At 66.8% G+C, this 17,163-nt stretch carries 12 protein-coding genes; 7 read left to right on the plus strand and 5 right to left on the minus strand.

Annotated elements, in window-relative coordinates:
• Nucleotides 1–53: 53 nt before the first annotated feature.
• The 4 genes from dtd to F6S87_RS05510 all read right to left on the minus strand — a co-directional run bounded on the left by dtd (nt 54) and on the right by F6S87_RS05510 (nt 5,065).
• On the minus strand, nt 54–515 hold the full coding sequence (dtd, locus tag F6S87_RS05495; protein ID WP_163227658.1) for a D-aminoacyl-tRNA deacylase: 462 nt from the start codon (nt 513–515) through the stop codon (nt 54–56).
• A 210-nt stretch (nt 516–725) separates the two neighbouring features.
• On the minus strand, nt 726–1,634 hold the full coding sequence (locus F6S87_RS05500; protein ID WP_163227659.1) for a carbohydrate kinase family protein: 909 nt from the start codon (nt 1,632–1,634) through the stop codon (nt 726–728).
• Nucleotides 1,635–1,822: 188 nt separating this feature from the next.
• Nucleotides 1,823–3,019 carry an ROK family transcriptional regulator gene (locus tag F6S87_RS05505; RefSeq protein WP_163227660.1) on the minus strand — a complete coding sequence of 399 codons (1,197 nt, stop codon included), beginning with the start codon at nt 3,017–3,019 and terminating at the stop codon, nt 1,823–1,825.
• A gap of 240 nt (nt 3,020–3,259) precedes the next feature.
• Nucleotides 3,260–5,065, minus strand: a complete 1,806-nt coding sequence (locus F6S87_RS05510; protein WP_163227661.1) for a right-handed parallel beta-helix repeat-containing protein — start codon at nt 5,063–5,065, stop codon at nt 3,260–3,262.
• 597 nt (nt 5,066–5,662) lie between these two features.
• On the opposite strand from F6S87_RS05510, the gene F6S87_RS05515 reads away from it, so the two are divergent.
• From F6S87_RS05515 to F6S87_RS05545, 7 genes are all read left to right on the plus strand, one after another.
• Entirely contained in the window at nt 5,663–6,970 is a 1,308-nt protein-coding gene (locus F6S87_RS05515) for an extracellular solute-binding protein (RefSeq protein WP_163227662.1), read from the plus strand.
• Between the two features lie 406 nt (nt 6,971–7,376).
• Nucleotides 7,377–8,243 (plus strand): carbohydrate ABC transporter permease, encoded by an 867-nt coding sequence (locus tag F6S87_RS05520; RefSeq protein WP_231129415.1) that lies wholly within the window; start codon nt 7,377–7,379, stop codon nt 8,241–8,243.
• On the plus strand, nt 8,240–9,247 hold the full coding sequence (locus tag F6S87_RS05525) for a carbohydrate ABC transporter permease (protein ID WP_163227663.1): 1,008 nt from the start codon (nt 8,240–8,242) through the stop codon (nt 9,245–9,247). The genes F6S87_RS05520 and F6S87_RS05525 overlap by 4 nt, the downstream gene beginning before the upstream one ends.
• 74 nt (nt 9,248–9,321) lie before the next feature.
• Nucleotides 9,322–11,658, plus strand: coding sequence for a 1,3-beta-galactosyl-N-acetylhexosamine phosphorylase (gnpA, locus tag F6S87_RS05530; RefSeq protein ID WP_163227664.1), 2,337 nt, complete (start codon nt 9,322–9,324; stop codon nt 11,656–11,658).
• 105 nt (nt 11,659–11,763) lie between these two features.
• Complete coding sequence (locus F6S87_RS05535; RefSeq protein WP_163227665.1) at nt 11,764–12,894, plus strand: phosphotransferase enzyme family protein; 1,131 nt, start codon at nt 11,764–11,766, stop codon at nt 12,892–12,894.
• Between the two features lies 1 nt (nt 12,895).
• A complete protein-coding gene (locus F6S87_RS05540; RefSeq protein ID WP_231129400.1) occupies nt 12,896–14,629 on the plus strand; it encodes a galactose-1-phosphate uridylyltransferase in 1,734 nt (577 codons plus the stop codon).
• Nucleotides 14,626–15,597 carry an ROK family protein gene (locus F6S87_RS05545; RefSeq protein WP_163227666.1) on the plus strand — a complete coding sequence of 324 codons (972 nt, stop codon included), beginning with the start codon at nt 14,626–14,628 and terminating at the stop codon, nt 15,595–15,597. Before F6S87_RS05540 ends, F6S87_RS05545 begins: the two co-directional genes overlap by 4 nt.
• A 393-nt stretch (nt 15,598–15,990) precedes the next feature.
• On the opposite strand, the gene F6S87_RS05550 is transcribed toward F6S87_RS05545, so the two are convergent.
• Nucleotides 15,991–17,130 (minus strand): ROK family protein, encoded by a 1,140-nt coding sequence (locus tag F6S87_RS05550; protein ID WP_163227667.1) that lies wholly within the window; start codon nt 17,128–17,130, stop codon nt 15,991–15,993.
• Between the last annotated feature and the right edge of the window lie 33 nt (nt 17,131–17,163).

Below are 17,163 nucleotides of genomic sequence, written 5' to 3' on the forward strand. Positions count from 1 at the left end.
TCCTCTTGAAAAATCGGGGACGATTCGTAACGATTTTTTCGTCCGGACCGTGACTATCGTTCCAGTTCGATCGTGACGGGACCGTCGTTGACGAGGCCGACGCGCATGTGGGCGCCGAACCGGCCTTCCCTCACCGGAATGCCGCCGCTGCGCAGCGCCTCGTTGAACTTGATCCACGTCAGGTTCGCATGCTCCGGCTTGCCGGCGCCGACGAAGCTCGGCCGGTTGCCCTTGCGGCAGTCGGCGAACAGCGTGAACTGCGAGATCGACAGGATCTCGCCGCCGATGTCCTGGATCGAGCGGTTCATCTTGCCGTGTTCGTCCTCGAAAACGCGCAGGTTGAGGATCTTGTGGGCGAGCCAGGAAATCTGCTCGTCGCCGTCGCCGTCGGCCACGCCGACGAGCAGCAGGTAGCCGGGGCCGATTTGCTGCGGCTCGAACGTCACGTCCGGCGTGCCGAGCTCGTTGACGACGTCGACCGATGCTTGCGAAACTTTCTGCAGGACAACTTTCATGGGACTCATCGTAGCCGGCGGGGTGGCGGGAACCTTCCGGACGGGAAATGCCGGGAAACACCGGGGAATGTCGGGAAACAAAGGGAACGAAGGGAAACGCCGGGGAGTACACGGAAGAATCGTACGGAAGAATCGTGCGAAAAAAATCCGCCGACGGAACCCGGGTGCAGAGAAAATGGGTTCCGCCGGCGGACAGCTGGATCGCCCGCGTCAGAGCAGGCCGTCTTCCTTCATCTTCAGGTAGTCGGGAATCTCCGCCGGATAGTCGGGCCACGCGCCGGTCTGCGTGCAGACATAGGCGGCCGTGTTGACGGCGGCGCGGTGCGCCTCGGCCATCGACGAGCCGGTAAGCAGCCGGCCGGTGAACGTGCCGGAGAACGAGTCGCCGGCGCCGACGGTGTCGGCGACCTCGACGAGCGGCGTCGCCAGCGTCGAGACCGAGCCGTCCTTCGCGTAGACGGAGCTGAACGTCGAGCCGCCGGTCAGGATCAGGTAGTCGAGGCCGAACCGCTCGATGAAGCGGCGGGCGATGTCGTCGTCGGACAGGCCGTCCTCGAAGCCGAACATGCCGCGCAGCATCTCGAGCTCCTCGTCGTTGATCTTGAAGACCTTCGCGTAGCCGAGCAGCTCCTCGATGAGCTCCTTCGAGTAGAAGTCGCCGCGCAGGTTGATGTCGAAGAACGTCAGCGCCTCCGGCTTCGCGGCCGCGAGCAGGTCGACGATCGCGTCGTGGGCGGCGGGGGATCGCAGGCCGAGCGTGCCGTAGCAGATCGCGTCGGCGCGGGCGACGAGCTCCTCGAGTTCCGGCGTCGCCTCGAGATGGTCCCAGGCGACGTCCTCGACGATCGTGTATTCGGGAATGCCGTTCCTGAGCGCGACCTCGACGGTGCCGGTCGGCCAGGCGTTGCGCTGGAGCACGGCGTCGATGCCGGCCTGCGCGGCCGCGGTGGCCAGTTCGTCGCCGAGCTCGTCGTTGCCGATCGCCGAGATCGAGTGGCTTTCGGTGCCGTTCTTCATCGCGTGGTAGGCGAAGTTGACCGGCGCGCCGCCGGCCCGCTTGCCGTCCGGCAGCATATCCCAGAGCAGTTCGCCGAGGGAGACGACGGTGGGTTGGGGCATGATGTCACCTTTCTGGACAGGGGTGTTGGGGGAGTGGTGGGTTTGGTCCGGCGAACGGCGGCCGACAGTCGTTGTCGGTCACCGGAAGCCGGGACATCTTCTGGACGATTCCCGCGCCGGAATCGTCGGGGCTGGACTGGCGGAAACCATGGAGGCCATGGAACCCGCGGATACTGTGGTCTGGTTGGTCAGGCGATCTCGAAGAACATCGACGGGTTGGCGAGGAACTGCGTGATCGCGACGGCCGCGGCGCCGGTGACGGCGGCGTCGGCCGGCAGTCTCGACAGCGAGATCGTCGTGTGCTCGGCGAGCTCCGGAATGACCCGCTCGTCGACGACCCGCTGGACGGCGTCGAGCAGCGGCTGGCCGGCACCGGCGACGATGTCGCCGAGGACGATTCGCTCCGGATTGAACGCGTTGAAGATCGTGACGGCGCCGTAGCCGACGATCGTGCCGATCTTCTCGACGAGGCCGCGCGCGTCGGCGTTGCCGCTGGCCGCCGCCGCGAACAGCGCGTTGCAGGCGTCGCGATGCGTCATCGATGCGGCATCGGGCACGATCCGTCCGTCCTCGACGAGCATCCGGTGGATCGTCACGGCCGAGCACATCGACTCGAGACAGCCGTAGTTGCCGCATTCGCAGCGCTCGCCGTTCGCGTCGATGCTGATGTGGCCGATCTCGGTGGCCGCGCCCTGCGACCCGTTGATCGTCCTGCCGTTCTCGAGCACGCCGAGACCGACGCCCTCGCCGATCAGGTAGTAGGCGAGCGACCCGGTGTCGCAGTCGGGATCGAACAGGTGCTGGGCCAGCGCGCCGGCGCGGGCGTCGTGCTCGACGAAGACCGGCACGCTGAACGCGTCCGAGAACTCGTCGAGGAAGTTGACCTTGCGCCACTCTTCCATCGACGAGACGACGGCGGTGCGGCCGATGTTGCGCAGGTACGGGCCCGGCACGGCCATGCCGATCGCGACGATGCCGTCGTCGGCGGCGAGCAGCGACTCGACGATCCGGTGGACGTCGGCGATCGCCGACGGGATGTCCTCCGGGTCGATCGCCGTGATCTCGCGGTCGGCGAGCTGCTTGCCGGCGAGGTCGAAGACGCCGATCTCGACGAGCGAGCGCGCGAACTTGACGCCGACGACGTGGAAGCGCGACTTGTCGAGCGTCAGGCCGATCGAGCGGCGGTTGCGGCTGCCGCCGATGTCGCCGGTCTCGTCGATGACGCCGGCTTCCAGCAGCTTCGCCGTGATCTTCGTGATCGCCGCCGGCGTCAGTTCCAGCGCCTTCGCGATCGACGCGCGGCTCTCGACGCCGTGATGGTAGAGGTGCGACAGGATTCTCGAACGATTGTGCTCGGACAACGTCGCCTGCGTTGGTTCCGCCATCGCTTCCTCCCCGTGCCCAGCGGTTCCGCCGTCGGATAACCGCTTCTTGATTAACTTCGTTTATATATTAACGCAATTAAAGATACTTAAGCGCTTCAGCGTGTCGTCCAAACAGAATCTCCAATTTCCGGCGTTCTGTCGGGTTTCGGAGACGGGAGGATGGTTGGGCCGGCTCTGGGGAAAACGTCCGCCAGGTTGCGACTGTCCGCCTTTTCTTTTGGGAGGAGACGGACAGTCACGTCAGAGGAGGATGTTGCCGCGGTAGGCGAGGCTGGATCCCGACGGGTACCAGTCGGGAAGGGTTTTGCCGGCGGCATCGATGGTACGGGTGGCGGATTTGCCGGGGAGGAGCTTGTCGGCAGCGTCGCCAGTGGCGTTGCCGACAAGCTCGTCGGGGATGGTGCCGGGAACGGCATTTGCGGAGGCCGTGGAATGGCCGCGGAAGACGAACGTGTTGCGTTCGATCACGGCGGTGCCGGTGCAGCGTTCCTCGCGCAGGGGACGGCCGGTCGGCGGGATGACGAAGACATTGTCGGCGACGATGGCTATCGGGTTGCCGGGCAGGTCGATGCAGCCGAGCGTGCCGTCGCCGTCTTCGGGCGCTTCGCCTTGCCCGGCCGTCGTGGCGTTGCCGGTATTGCCGGCCGCGCCTGCCTGCGTCTGGCAGCCGGTGCGCGAGTAGTCGGCATTGGCGCCGTCGTCGACGGCGGTGTTGTACTGGAACGTCGTGTTGACGGCGAATTCGCCGCAGACCATGACGGTGCCGCCGGTGTTGCCGGCTGAATAGTTGTACCGGTAGACGGTGCCGTCGCCGTAGTCGGCGTCCCACGCCTGGCCGTCGCCGTTGCCGAGGCCGGCGTTGAGCGTCCCGAACGCATGGTTGTGCTCGAGCAGCGCGTCCTTGCAGCGCCACGGCCAGATCGCGGCGGCGACGCGGTCGCGGCCGGTCGCCGTGTAGACATCGCGCCGGATCCAGCGGGCCGCGCGGCGCGAGACGTTGCCGCGGACGAGCGGGCGCAGGCAGTAGTGGACGGTGATCGCGTCGCCGCCGGCGTCGTCAACGACATTGTCCTCGACGATGACGTTCGTCGCGCCGTAGCGGGCGAGCAGGCCGTCGTCGATCGTGCCGTCGCCGTAGTCGAACGTGTTGTCGAACCGGCCGTCGGCGCCGCGCCGGCCGCCGTCGATGACGTTCAGGTAGCCGGTGTAGCCGACCGAAATGCCCCAGCGGCTTGCGCGGGCGACATGGCAGCCACGCACCGTCACGTCGTCGAATCGGGCGACAGGCGCGCCGCCGTCGGGATGATTGTGGGACGATTCGTCCGTTGTGGCACCGCGCGGAAGCCGGTCGTCGTCGCCCGCGGACGGGCCGGCGGCTGCGGCGGCGGCCGTGCACGATTCACGCGCCATGCTCGGCAACCTGTCCGGATTCCAGTGCGCGATGACCTGGATTCCGCCGTTGGCCATGTGCTTGTCGTAGATATTGCCCTCGACGTCGTGGATGAACAGGTTCTCGAGGACGACATGCCGCACGGTGCCGGCGCGCTCGGCGACGACGGCGACGCCGGTGCGGTCCGGCGCGTCGATCGCCGCGAACCGGTGCCGGCGCCCGGCGCGCTGTTCCGGCGTGCAGTCGGGCCAGCGGTTGCTCAGCTCGAGATTCCTCGCCTCGATGTTGCCCAGGTCGCGGATCAGCAGCGCCGTCGAGACGTCGCCCCGGTTGCGGTGCGGGGCGCCCCCGATCGGCACGCCGTAGTCCTCGTGCCAGATTCCGGCGCCGTCGGCGTGGATGGCGGGCCGGGGGAGTGCGGGGTCGCCATAGTCGGCGACGACGATCGGGGCCGGAGTGTCGGATTTGTCGTCGTCGCGGAACTTGCCGGTCAGGTGCAGCGCCTCGCCGTGCCAGGCGGATCCGCGTTCCAGTAGCAATTGGTCGCCGGGGCGGAGCGCGAGCGTGGAGGCCTTCGCGAGCGTTTGCCATGGCGTTTCCGGAGTCTGGCCGTCGTCGGCGTCGTTGCCGCGGGCGGATACGTAATAGGTGGTCATCGGAATCCTTGCGTGGTCGGGTTGACGGCCGGCCGGTGCCGGCCGTGCCGACCCTTGGCCTCGCTTCGCCTGGCAGTTTCCTCCGGGGGTCTTCCGTTGCCGGTGCCCGGAGGAAATCTCCCGTTCCTGCACCCTGTTGATGGATCCGGCGTGACACCGAATCCGTATTGGCTTTCAGCGTGCTCTCAGGTATGCTGGTGGCTTAACGGTTTACCGGGGTGACCCGGGGTGGCAACGGTGCCGCCGAGGGGAAGTCAAGGCGCGAGGGTCGTTCTTGTTAGGAATCTTAACAATAAGCGACAGAAATCGCTATGCTTACGCATTGTAAACCGTGATAATCGTTGAAATTCCAAGCAACACGCCATTAATGTAAAGGTAGTTGACATTTAAGTTCACGATTTCTACACTGAACAGTAGTTGCCACGGAGTTGTGGCGGCCGTCCTTCAGCGACGAAGCGACGAAGAGAACTACCAAGAAGAACCAACGGAAACGGCGGGGAACCAACCATACCGATTCATACCGGGCGGAAGCCGGATGGCCAGCGCGACCACCGCGATGACCGGCCGGAACCGTCATTCTCAACGAGGAGAAGAACCATGAGAACCACGAAGAAGATGATCGCGGGAGTCGCCGCAGTCGCGGCGCTGGCGATGGGACTGGCCGGCTGCGGATCGGGCTCGGACTCGAGCTCCAGCTCCAGCAGCGACGAGGTCGTCAAGATCACCTACATGCACCGCCTGCCGGATTCCGACGGCATGACGACGGTCGACGAGATCGTCTCCCAGTGGAACAAGGCGCACCCGAACATCCAGGTGACGGCCACGAAGTTCAGCGGCAACGCCTCCGACATGATCAAGAAGCTCGAGACCGACGTCAACGCCGGCAACGCGCCGGACCTCGCTCAGGTCGGCTACGCCGAGCTGCCGGAAGTCTACACGAAGGGCATGCTCGAGGACGTCACCGAATACGCCGAGCAGTACAAGGACGACTTCGCGTCCGGCCCGTACAGCCTGATGCAGGTCGACGGCAAGACCTACGGCCTGCCGCAGGATACCGGCCCGCTCGTCTACTTCTACGACAAGGCCGCGTTCGACGAGCTCGGCCTGACCGTGCCGACCACGCAGGAAGAGCTGATCTCCGAAGCCGAGACGGCCGCCAAGTCCGGCAAGTACATCATGTCGTTCCAGGCCGACGAGGCCGGCAACATGCTCTCCGGCCTCGCGGGCGCCTCCGGCTCGTGGTACACGATCAAGGACGACGCATGGGTCGTCAACACCGAGACCGACGGTTCGAAGGCCGTCGCCTCCGTCTACCAGACGCTCCTCGACAACAAGGCCGTCACCACCTACCCGCGCTGGGATCCGACGTTCGACGCCGCGCTGCAGGACGGCACGCTGATCGGCACGATCGGCGCCGCCTGGGAAGCCCCGCTGCTGATGGACTCGATCGGTGACTCCGGCAAGGGCAACTGGGCCGTCGCCCAGCTCGGCGACTGGTTCGACAACGGCGGCAAGACCGGCCCCGACGGCGGCTCCGGCGTCGCGGTCCTCAAGGGCTGCGAGCATCCGAAGGAAGCCATGGAGTTCCTCGACTGGTTCAACACCCAGGTCGACGGCCTGATCAGCCAGGGCCTCGTCGTCGCCGCGAACACCTCCGACGCGAAGACTCCGGACAGCTGGAAGGAATACTTCTCCGGCCAGGACATCATGCAGGAGTTCATCAAGGCGAACGACAACATGGGCGACTTCACCTACATTCCGGGCTTCTCGGCCGTCGCCACCGCGATGACGAACGCCGCCAGCAAGGCGGCGGACGGCTCCGGGACCGTCGAGCAGATCTTCACCGACGCGCAGACCACGTCGATCGCGACGCTGAAGGACTACGGCCTGTCGGTCAGCGAATGACCGGCCGCCGGTAGCCTCCGGCAAGCCTCGCCAGCAATCGTCTGAATCGCCGAAACAGCAAGAATTTGGAACGATTCCTCCGGCACAGGGGATCGTGGTCCCGATCCCCGGGACGGAGGAGTCGTTCCATTTTTCATGCCCTCCGGCCTTCCCACAGCAATATCCCCGTGTCACCCACGTCCCCAGTTCATGCCCGGGCGGAAAGGAAGGGAACGAAATGTCAGCTCCCACGCAGGCCATGACGTCGACCGCCGACGCCGTGCTCAACAGGGCCGAACCCGACGGTGCCGCCGGCGCCGCCGTGCCGGCCGCCCTCGACGGCCCGAAAGCCGTCACGACCAGGCGCAAGAAGAAGGCGAAGCGCTCCGACGCCGTCAAGCGTGCCGAACGCACCGGATGGGCGTTCATGGCGCCGTTCGTCATCCTCTTCGCCATCGTCTTCATCATCCCGATCATCTGGGCCATCAAGTCCAGCTTCTACCAGCAGGTCGCCGTCGGCGGCGGCGCCTACGGCGGCGGACAGCTCGTCAACCAGTTCGTCGGCCTCCAGAACTTCCAGTACGTCATCACGTCCGGCGACTTCTGGGCCGGCATCGGCAGGGTCCTGATCTACACCGTCATCCAGGTGCCGATCATGATCATCGCCGCGCTCGCGCTCGCGATGCTGCTCGACTCGTTCCTCGTCAAGCACGTCACCGTGTTCCGCCTGAGCTACTTCCTGCCGTACGCCATTCCGGGCGTTGTCGCCTCGATCATCTGGGTGTTCCTCTACAACGGCCAGATCTCGCCGATTGTCAAGGGCCTGGCCGCCCTCGGCATCAACGTCGACTTCTTCGCGAACAACGTCGTGCTCGCGTCGATGGCGAACATCACGACGTGGACGTTCACCGGCTACAACATGCTGATCTTCCTCGCCTCGCTGCAGGCCATTCCGCACGATCTCTACGAGGCCGCACGTATCGATGGCGCCAACGGCTTCCAGATCGCGATGAAGATCAAGCTGCCGAACGTGCGCGGCGCGGCGCTGCTCGCCATGCTGCTGTCGATCGTCGGCACCATCCAGCTGTTCAACGAACCGCAGGTCATGCAGACCGCCGACCCGGGCATCTCGTCCTCGTACACGCCGATGATGATGGCCCTCAACACGTCGCGCGGCTTCCTGACTCCGAAGGGCGACGGCCCAGCATCCGCCATCGCCATCGTCATGGCGTTCATCGCCGGCATCCTGGCCATGATCTACGCCCTCGTCGAAAGGAAGGTGAACGAGTCATGACGACCGTCATCAATCCCGCTTCCAGCGAATCCACCCGCTCCGCGAAGGACGCCGAGCACGAGGCGAAGCGCCGCCACAGGGCGCAGGCGAGGGCCGCAAAGCGCGCGGATCGCATTCGCGAGAAGGCCGAACACGACCTGCCGCGCTCCATGCAGCCGAACAGGTTCGTCAAGACGATCACCGTCATCGTCCTCGTCGTCGTGCTGATCTACTTCCTGTTCCCGATCTACTGGGCCATCATCGCGTCGACGAAGACGCCGGCGCAGCTGACCGGCAGCAACGGCCTGTGGTTCGCCGTCGGCCTGCAGGACCTGCCGAACGCCATCGCGACGAACTACACGAAGCTGCTCGGCTGGACGAAGGGCGAATTCTGGCGCTGGGTGCTCAATTCCCTCATCTACTCGGGCGCCTCGGCGCTGATCGGCACCGTCGTCGCCGTCATGGCCGGCTACGCGACCGCCAAGTTCAACTTCCGCGGCAAGGGCGTCATCATCGGCGTCATCATGGCCTCGATGCTGATGCCGGCCGCGCTGATGACGATCCCGCAGTACTCGATCTTCAACACGCTCGGCCTCGACAACACGATGCTGTCGATCATCATCCCGTGCTCGGTCTCGCCGTTCGGCTTCTTCCTCGGCCGCGTCTACGCGCAGAGCTCGGTGCCGGACGAACTGCTGGAAGCCGCGAGGATCGACGGCGCCGGCGAGGCGAGGATCTTCTTCACGATCGTGCTGAGGATCCTGGCACCGGCGATGGTCACGATCTTCCTGTTCCTGTTCGTCGCGACGTGGAACAACTTCCTGCTGCCGTTGATGATGATTTCGGACAGCTCGCTGCAGCCGGTCACGCTCGGCCTGTACGGCATGGTCTCGCTGGCTACGTTCACCGATCGCGGCGCGCTGATGATGGGCGCCCTGCTCGGCGTCCTGCCGGTCATCGTGCTGTTCCTGTTCCTGCAGCGCTACTGGCAGTCGGGCCTCGCGGCCGGTTCGGTCAAGGGCTGACAAGGCGGGAATCATTCAGTACGGAAATGAGCACGGAAATTTAGTACGGAAACCTAGTAGCAGAAAGAGAACCGATGACTACTTCAGGACGATTCACGCTGCCGAGCGAGAGCAACTTCGCCGACAAGACCGCCGAACTGGCCGGGCTGTGGGGCGCCGACGCCATCCGCAACTCGGACGGCACCGAGCTCGACGAGGAAGTGAAGAAGCTGGGGAAGAAGATCTACAGCGCGTATTTCCCGACCCGCGCCCACAACGAGTGGATCACGCTGCACATGGACGAGACGCCGCAGGTGTACCTGCTCACGCAGCGCGTGCTCGCCGAGTTCGCCGCCGGCGGCACTGCCGACGATGGTGCCGTGGCCGGTGCCGCGGCCGATGTCACGGCCGACGGAGCCGCCGCCCCGGTGACGATCGACCTGATGGCGACGTTCTTCGCCGAGCAGCTGACGCCGAACTGGGACGCCGACCCGAAGCGGTACTGGGAAGTCGTCGACCGGACGACCGGCGACGTCGTCGACCCGGCCGGCTGGTCGTTCGACCGCGATGCCGGCACCCTCACCGTCGACGCGGCCGCCGCCGTCCCGATGCACGAATACACGGCGACGTTCCTCGCCTATATCATCTGGGATCCGGTCGAGATGTACAACCACCTCACCAACGACTGGGGCGACAAGGAACACGAGATTCCGTTCGACATCTACCATCCGGCCACGCGCCAGTTCGTCATGGACACGTTCGCCAAATGGCTTGCGGACAATCCGGAGACCGACGTCGTCAGGTTCACGACGTTCTTCTACCAGTTCACGCTGCTGTTCGACCAGAAGCATCGCGAGAAGGTCGTCGACTGGTTCGGCTGCGCCTGCACCGTCTCGCCGGCCGCCCTCGACGACTTCGAGGCCCGCTACGGCTACCGCATGCGCCCGGAAGACTTCGTGGACGCCGGCTGCTACAACTCCGCATGGCGCGTGCCGAGTCGCCAGCTGCTCGACTGGATCGAATTCCTGTCCGACTTCGTCCGCGCGAATGTCAGGACGATGGCGGCGATGGCGCACGACGCCGGCAAGGAAGCGATGATGTTCCTCGGCGACCAGTGGATCGGCACCGAGCCGTACCGCCCGGACTTCGCCGGCCTCGGACTGGACGCCGTCGTCGGGTCGGTCGGCGACGGCACGACGCTGCGGATGATCAGCGACATCAAGGGCGTCAGGTACACGGAGGGACGATTCCTGCCGTACTTCTTCCCGGACACGTTCTACGAGGGCAACGATCCGTCGATCGAGGCCTGGGACAACTGGCGCAAGGCGCGCCGCGCGATCCTCAGGAGCCCGGTGGCCCGCATGGGCTACGGCGGCTACCTGTCGCTCGCCGCGAAGTTCCCGAAGTTCGTCGACGCCGTCGGGCACATCGCCGACGAGTTCCGCGACATGCACGCGAAGACGCACGGCCGCGGCGCCGCGCCGGCGCTCACCGTCGCCATCGCCAACTGCTGGGGCGAAATGCGCTCGTGGATGGCCTACACCGTCGCCCACGCGCTGCCGAACAAGCAGACGTACTCGTACTACGGCATTCTCGAGGCCCTGTCGGGCATGCGCGTCGACGTCAAGTTCATCAGCTTCGACGACGTGCTGGCCGGCCGGCTCGACGACGGCGACATCGACGTCGTCATCACCGGCGGCCCGGTCGAGACGGCATTCTCCGGCGGTGCGGCGACGTGGGCCGACGGGCGCCTGGCCGAACGCTTCCGCGCATGGGTGCGCGGCGGCGGCGCGCTGATCGGTGTCGGCGAACCGTCGTCGATGGCCGGTCGCGGCGACCGGTTCTTCCAGCTTGCCGATATCCTCGGCGTCGACGAGGAACGATTCCAGACGCTGTCGGTCGACAAGTACTTCCCGCCGGTCACCGCCGACCACTTCATCGTTGCCGACGCCGACCGCGGCGCGCTGTCGGACGGTGCGGCCGACTCGGCCGCCGCCGCGGCCACCGGTATCCCCGGCAAGGTGCCCGGCGACTACGCCGGCCCGGCGATCGACTTCGGCGAGCCGATCCTCAACACCTATCCGGTATCCGAGCGTACGACGCTGCTGTCGGCGCACGGCAACCAGGTCCAGCTGGCCGCCAACGAATACGGCCGCGGCCGCGGCGTCTACGTCTCCGGCCTGCCGTATTCGGCCGCGAACGCGAGGCTGCTGGAACGCGCGCTGTTCTGGGCCGCCGGTCGCGAAGCCAACTACGCCGCCTACAGCTCGACGAATCCCGAATGCGAAGTCGCCGTCTTCCCGACGACAGGCTGGTACTGCGTCGTCAACAACACCGACCGTCCGCAGGCCACCACCGTCGCGCTTCCCGGCGGCACCGCCGTCGACTTCCGGCTCGCCGCCAGCGGCCTGGAATGGCGGCGCCTGGAGTAGGTCGCGCCCGGGAAACGGCCTGCCCGCGGAGGGCGGAGCTCTCCGGCGGGCAGCCGGTTCCATGTCCGACCGACCACTGTTCGCAAGATTTTTGAGAGGTTTCCAATGACCGACATCACCACCCTGCGCGACGTCGCCGGGCAGTTCCGGCTCGACGGCGACGTCGCCGACGTGCAGCCGTACGGCGACGGGCACATCAACGTCACCTATCTCGTCACGACCGAAGTCGCCGGCGACGACGGCAACGTGACATCCGGGCCGCGCTACATCATGCAGAAGATGAACACCGAGGCGTTCCCGGACACGGCGAGGCTGATGCACAACATCGAGCTCGTCACGGCGTTCCTGAAGGATCGCGGGCAGGAGACGCTCGAGATCGTGCCGGCCCTGACGGGCGAATCGTACCTGAAGAACGACGCCGGCGCGTGGCGGCTCTACCGGTTCATCGAGGGCACGACGTCGTACAATCTCGCCGAGACGCCGGCGATCTTCCGCGCGGCCGGCGCCGCGTTCGGGCAGTTCCAGAACGATCTCGCCGAGTTCGACGCGAGCCTGCTGACCGAGACGATCGAGCGGTTCCATGACACGCCGAACCGCTACCGCAACTTCCTGGCCGCCGTCCGCAACGACGTCGCCGGCCGCGCCGATGGCGTCCGCGGCGAAATCGGCTTCTACATGGGCCGCGCCGACGAGTTCGCGACGATCATGGACGGCCTGGCCGACGGGACGATCCCGCTGCGCGTCACCCACAACGACACGAAACTCAACAACATCCTGATGGATGCCGGGACCGGCGACGCCCGCGCGATCATCGACCTCGACACCGTCATGCCCGGCTCGCTGCTGTTCGACTACGGCGACTCGATCCGCTTCGGCGCGTCGACGGCGCTCGAGGACGAACCGGACCTGTCGAAGGTCCACTTCTCGGCCGAACTGTTCCGCGCGTACACCGAAGGCTACCTCGGCAAGGTCGGCGGATCGATCACCGAACGCGAGCTCGAACTGCTGCCGACGGGCGCGAAGATGATGACGATGGAATGCGGCATGCGCTTCCTGACCGACTATCTCGAGGGCGACCACTACTTCGCGACGAAGTATCCGGAACACAACCTCGTCCGCGCGCACACGCAGATGAAGCTCGTCGAGGAAATGGAGGAGCAGTGGGACGACATGGCCGCGATCGTCCGCGACGTCATGCGTGAAACGTCCGTGGAACAGTGCGGGGAGGCGGCCTGAGATGAACGATTCCCGCGACGCTCTCGACGCCGTCTACGCCACGCTCGACGACCTGCTGCAGTTTGCCGCCGACCGGCTCGGCCTCGACCCGCGCGACCTGGCGTGGACGCGCAACCGGCTGCTCGACGAGCTCGACCTGCCGTCCTACCGGCATGTCGGCGTCGACGGCCAGCCGGCCGGCCACGCCGACGCCACCGGCAGCTCCGCCGGCCCCGACGAGCTGGCCGACCGGCTGTGGCACGCGATGGTCGCTGCCGGACTGGCCGGCGAGACCGCCGCCGACAACGCCACCCCGGGCCGCTGGACGAAGCAGTCGCTGACCGATGTCGTCTTCGGCATCCTCAGCCTGCCGCCGTCCGCGCTCGACGACCGGTTCGCCGCCGTCGAGGCCGACCGCGGCGCGATGGCCGCGATGGACATGCTGTACCGCTACTCGGTCGACAACACCTACGTCAAGCTGGCCCAACTCGAACGCAATCCGCGCTTCGACAGCCACGGCCTGACGATCACGATCAACCTCGCCAAGCCGGAATTCAAGACGATGAAGTCGGCGGCCGCCGGCAACGCCGTCGGCGACGGCTACCCGGCATGCACGATCTGCCGCGACAACGAGGGCTTCGCCGGCCGCGACAAGCGCACCTTGCGCACGGTGCCGGTCACGCTCGACGGCAACCCGTGGTTCTGGCAGTTCTCGCCATACGGCTACTTCCACCAGCACGGCATCTGCGTCAACGACGACCATGTTCCGATGCACGTCGACCGCCGCACGTTCGCCAGGCTGCTCGACTTCGTCGACCGGTTCCCGGGATACTTCCTCGGCTGCAACGCCGCGCTGCCGCGGATCGGCGGCTCGGTGCTCGCGCACGACCACTACCAGGGCGGCGGCGAGCCGCTGCCGATGTTCCGCGCCGCGACCACCGGAACGTACCGGCCGGGAACGTGCCGGCCGGCGACATCGGCGGGGGAGGACGTTCCCCGGAACGGCGACCCTGCCGGCGGTGCCGCCTCCGACAGCGCCGTCGTCGTCGAGACGCTCGACTGGCCCGGCACCGCCGTCCGCGTCGTCTCGCGCTCGCGGGACGCCGTCGTCGAGACGGCGGAAACCATTCGGCAGGGGTGGGTCGCCTACGACAATCCGGCGATCGGCATCCTGCACGCCGACGCCGACGGTCCCAGGTCGGCCGTCTCGCCGAGCGTGCTGAAGACATCGCGCGGCTACGAAATGATGCTGATCTTCCGCAACAATGCCGTATCCGACGAGTATCCGCTCGGCGTCTTCCACGCCCATCCGGAATACTGGCCGGTCAAGCAGGAGCCGATCGGCCTCATCGAGGCGCAGGGCCTGTTCGTGCTGCCGGGCCGGCTCGTCGAGCAGCTCGGCATCCTCGAGGATGCGCTGGTGACCGGCGGCCTGCTCGCCGAACTGCCGGAACCGGTCGGCGAGTTCACGCTCGTCTGGACCGAAGTGCGCGACCGGCTCGCAACGGCGGGATCGTTCGACCGGCCGGCCGTCCGCGCGGCGCTGCGCGACGAACTCGGTGCGGTCTGCTACCGGATTCTCGAGAATACCGCCGTCTTCAAGACGCCGGAGCTGATGGACGGATTCCTGCGCTCGCTCGGCTTTGTCGGCGGCGAGGCGGGCAACATGAACGATTCATGCGACGATGGCAAGCCCGGCGAGGGAGCCGGCAGGACCGTCGACGACGATCCGGACAACGAAAGGGGGCCACGATGATTGTCGGAGTGGACGTGGGCGGCACGAAAATAGAGGCGGTGCTCGCCGGCCCCGGCGGCACCGTGCTCGCGAGGCGGCGCGTTCCGGCCCGGTCCGGCGCCGACGCGCTGATCGACGACGTGACCGCACTGGTGAAGACGGTCGCCGACGACCGGCTCGACCTCGTGACGGCCGTCGGCATCGGCACGCCGGGCCAGGTCAACATGGCGAGCGGCGACGTGCGCAACATCGTCAATCTCGACATCGACCACGTGCCGCTCGCGAGCGGCGTCTCGGCCGGCCTCGGCGGCGTGCCGGTCCATGTCGAGAACGACGTCAACGCCGCCGCCCTCGGCGCCGCGCACCTGCTGCATGTCGACGACACCGCCGGCAACGAGGCCGGTGGCATGCCGCCGAACATCGTGTTCCTGAACTTCGGCACCGGACTGGCCGCCGGCGTGATCAACGACGGCCGGATCTACCACGGCTACAGCTGCTCGGCCGGCGAGATCGGCCACGTGCCGATCGACCCGAACCGCTTCGACTGCCCGTGCGGCCAGCGCGGCTGCCTGGAAACCGTCTGCTCGGGGTCGGCGGTCGCGCGCCTCTGGCCAGTCGGCGTCGACACTGCCGGCGATGGCGGTACCGGCGAAGGCGACCGTGCCGACGGAGCGCCGACGGCGCCGATGCCGGCGCTGATCGCGGCGGCCCGCGACGGTGACGCCTGCGCGCTGCGCGTGCTCGGCATCGTCACGCACGCGATCGGCGACGCATTGCAGCTCGTCGTTCAGACGATGGATCCGCAGCGGATCGTCATCGGCGGCGGCATGGCCAAGACCGGCGAGCCGCTGCTCGACGTCATCCGCGAGGAACTGGCGCTGCGCGAGTCCGACTGCCCGTTCCTCAGAGGCCTGAACATCGCCAACCGCCTCGTCCTCGCCCCCGCCGACGCCCCGGTCGGCGCGCTGGGAGCGGCACTCGCAGCGTAAGCCTTCTTGCTTGGGGGACTTCTCGCTTAGGGGAACGGTTTCCTCGCGGTGGGTGCTTCTTTGGGATGTTACAAACCCGAGCTAACAGCTCGGGTTTGTAACATCCCAAAGAAGCACCCACCACTCAAAACCCGGCGAACGCTTCGCGTTCGCGTCGACCCTCAGCCTCGCTCCGCTCGGCAGCCCCCTTCCAGGGGGCTTCTTGCCGGTACTTCTCCACGGAATTCCAAGAATAGAAGATATTCGCCGGAAGAAAGCCTTCGCAAGACGAAAAGCCCCCTGGAAGGGGGCTGGCCGCGAAGCGGCCTGAGGGTCGACGCGTTCGGCGGAGCCGAACGCCGGTTTGCAAGTGGAGGGCGGAGCCCTCCGCGCGCAAACCGTTCCCTTGGCGGCTCACTGCGCGATGTAGTCGCGGACGACGGCGATGGCGGCACCGCGCAGGGCGATGTCGGCGCCGAGCTGGCAGCGGCGCATCGAGGTGTCGGGATGGAACATCGAGGCGGAGGTGCGCTTGAATTCCTCGTTGCCGGCGTCGAGGAACGTGTTGTTGATGACGTCCGGCGGCCCGTAGACGCAGACATCGGCGATGTCGAGCAGGCCGATCGGCATCGCCAGCGCGGCGGCGAAGCGGCGGCCGGCATCCTCGATCAGCGCGATGCGCTCGTCCTCGGACGAGGCCGTGCGCAGGCGTTCGCGGATCGCGACGGCGGAGACGAGCATCTCGAGGCAGCCGCGCTTGCCGCACGGACAGTCGGGCCCGTCGACCGGATCGATCGCGACGTGGCCGATCTCGCCGGCGGCGTGGTTGTCGCCGACGACGATCTTGTCGTCGATCAGCGTCGCGGCGCCGATGCCGCGGTCGTTCTTGATGAACAGCAGGTTCGGGCCGGCGCTGCCGAAGAATCGTTCGGCCAGCATCGACGCGACGGTGTCGTTGACGATCGTGACCGGCACGCCGAACCTCGTCTCGAGCAGGCCGCGCAAGTCGACGTCGCGCCAGCCGAGCTGCGTCGACTGCCGGATGACGCCGTCCTCGACGACGCCGGGCACGGCGATGCCGATGCCGATGATGTTGCCGCGGTCGACGTCGGCGCGCAGCTGGTCGACGAGCTGGATGATCGCGTCGACCTCGACGGTGTTGTCGGGACCGAGCGCGACCTCCATGCGCTCGAGCGGCCGGCCGAGCAGGTCGGTGACGGCGCACTGGATGAGCTGCGCCTGCGACAGGTCGAGGCTGATGATGCGCAGCCGCGTCGTGTCGACGCCGAGCAGCGTGGCACGCTTGCCCTTGCCGGTCGAGCTCGACTCGAAGCCGCTCTCGCGGATCAGTCCGGCGTCGAGCATGCCGGAGACGACGTCGCTGACGGCGACACGGCTCAGGCCGGTCAGCCGGCCGAGCTCGGCGCGCGAGCGGTCGGTGTTCGGAAACAGCAGCGAGAAGATGACGGACCGGTTCTTCCGTCGGACATCCGACGGGCTCGCCTTCTGCCCCTTCGTGTCGAATGTCAGGATGCCGGTGGTCGGATCGGACACGGTGCGCTCCCTCTACTCATGTGCGTCGTTGGC

Origin of the sequence: Bifidobacterium choloepi, from assembly GCF_010667615.1 — a bacterium.
Taxonomy (GTDB): Bacteria; Actinomycetota; Actinomycetes; order Actinomycetales; family Bifidobacteriaceae; genus Bifidobacterium; species Bifidobacterium choloepi.